The sequence below is a fragment of the Pseudomonas sp. PDNC002 genome, from assembly GCF_016919445.1.
Lineage (GTDB): Bacteria > Pseudomonadota > Gammaproteobacteria > Pseudomonadales > Pseudomonadaceae > Pseudomonas.
Genome location: NZ_CP070356.1, coordinates 1 through 2,500 on the forward strand (window position 1 = coordinate 1; position 2,500 = coordinate 2,500).

Here is a 2,500-nt window from a genome sequence, read left to right on the forward strand (position 1 = left end):
GCGCGCAAAAGCAAAGCCCCCGGCCAGCGATGCTGACCAGGGGCTTTGGGATAGGAGCTTGACGATGACCTACTCTCACATGGGGAGACCCCACACTACCATCGGCGATGCGTCGTTTCACTACTGAGTTCGGGATGGGATCAGGTGGTTCCAACGCTCTATGGTCGTCAAGCAATTCTTTCGGACGCTCGTGGCTTGCGCACACGCTCATCCAGATTCGGGTATGTGACAGGTATTTGCGGTTCACACGAACTTTCGGTTCGTTACGTCTTCACCGTCTAACACACAAATTGTTTGGGTGTTATATGGTCAAGCCTCACGGGCAATTAGTATCGGTTAGCTCAACGCCTCACAGCGCTTACACACCCGACCTATCAACGTCGTAGTCTTCGACGGCCCTTTAGGGGAATCAAGTTCCCAGTGAGATCTCATCTTGAGGCTAGTTTCCCGCTTAGATGCTTTCAGCGGTTATCTATTCCGAACATAGCTACCCGGCAATGCCACTGGCGTGACAACCGGAACACCAGAGGTTCGTCCACTCCGGTCCTCTCGTACTAGGAGCAGCCCCTCTCAAATCTCAAACGTCCACGGCAGATAGGGACCGAACTGTCTCACGACGTTCTAAACCCAGCTCGCGTACCACTTTAAATGGCGAACAGCCATACCCTTGGGACCGGCTTCAGCCCCAGGATGTGATGAGCCGACATCGAGGTGCCAAACACCGCCGTCGATATGAACTCTTGGGCGGTATCAGCCTGTTATCCCCGGAGTACCTTTTATCCGTTGAGCGATGGCCCTTCCATACAGAACCACCGGATCACTAAGACCTACTTTCGTACCTGCTCGACGTGTCTGTCTCGCAGTCAAGCGCGCTTTTGCCTTTATACTCTACGACCGATTTCCGACCGGTCTGAGCGCACCTTCGTACTCCTCCGTTACTCTTTAGGAGGAGACCGCCCCAGTCAAACTGCCCACCATACACTGTCCTCGATCCGGATAACGGACCAGAGTTAGAACCTCAAGCATGCCAGGGTGGTATTTCAAGGATGGCTCCACGCAGACTGGCGTCCACGCTTCAAAGCCTCCCACCTATCCTACACAAGCAGGCTCAAAGTCCAGTGCAAAGCTACAGTAAAGGTTCACGGGGTCTTTCCGTCTAGCCGCGGATACACTGCATCTTCACAGCGATTTCAATTTCACTGAGTCTCGGGTGGAGACAGCGCCGCCATCGTTACGCCATTCGTGCAGGTCGGAACTTACCCGACAAGGAATTTCGCTACCTTAGGACCGTTATAGTTACGGCCGCCGTTTACCGGGGCTTCGATCAAGAGCTTCGCTTTCGCTAACCCCATCAATTAACCTTCCGGCACCGGGCAGGCGTCACACCCTATACGTCCACTTTCGTGTTTGCAGAGTGCTGTGTTTTTAATAAACAGTCGCAGCGGCCTGGTATCTTCGACCGGCATGGGCTTACGGAGTAAATCCTTAACCCTCGCCGGCGCACCTTCTCCCGAAGTTACGGTGCCATTTTGCCTAGTTCCTTCACCCGAGTTCTCTCAAGCGCCTTGGTATTCTCTACCCAACCACCTGTGTCGGTTTGGGGTACGGTTCCTAGTTACCTGAAGCTTAGAAGCTTTTCCTGGAAGCATGGCATCAACCACTTCATCATCTAAAAGATGACTCGTCATCAGCTCTCGGCATTAAGACCCCGGATTTACCTAAGATCTCTGCCTACCACCTTAAACTTGGACAACCAACGCCAAGCTGGCCTAGCCTTCTCCGTCCCTCCATCGCAGTAACTAGAAGTACAGGAATATTAACCTGTTTCCCATCGACTACGCTCTTCAGCCTCGCCTTAGGGACCGACTAACCCTGCGTCGATTAACGTTGCGCAGGAACCCTTGGTCTTTCGGCGTGGGAGTTTTTCACTCCCATTGTCGTTACTCATGTCAGCATTCGCACTTCTGATACCTCCAGCAAGCTTCTCAACTCACCTTCACAGGCTTACAGAACGCTCCTCTACCGCGCATCTTGCGATGCACCCGTAGCTTCGGTGTATGGTTTGAGCCCCGTTACATCTTCCGCGCAGGCCGACTCGACTAGTGAGCTATTACGCTTTCTTTAAAGGGTGGCTGCTTCTAAGCCAACCTCCTAGCTGTCTAAGCCTTCCCACATCGTTTACCACTTAACCATAACTTTGGGACCTTAGCTGACGGTCTGGGTTGTTTCCCTTTTCACGACGGACGTTAGCACCCGCCGTGTGTCTCCCACGCTGACACTTCCAGGTATTCGGAGTTTGCATCGGTTTGGTAAGTCGGGATGACCCCCTAGCCGAAACAGTGCTCTACCCCCTGGAGTGATACGTGAGGCGCTACCTAAATAGCTTTCGAGGAGAACCAGCTATCTCCGAGCTTGATTAGCCTTTCACTCCGATCCACAAGTCATCCCCTACCTTTTCAACGGGAGTGGGTTCGGTCCTCCAGTCAGTGTTACCTAACCT

2 rRNA genes (1 of these 2 cut by a window edge) are annotated in these 2,500 nt (G+C 53.1%); both read right to left on the minus strand.

The window, feature by feature from the left end:
* Positions 1 to 56: 56 nt before the first annotated feature.
* A 5S ribosomal RNA gene (gene rrf / locus JVX91_RS00005) occupies positions 57 to 172 on the minus strand.
* 133 nt (positions 173 to 305) lie between these two features.
* Positions 306 to 2,500: ribosomal RNA gene (locus JVX91_RS00010) — 23S ribosomal RNA — on the minus strand; it runs 697 nt beyond the window's last position.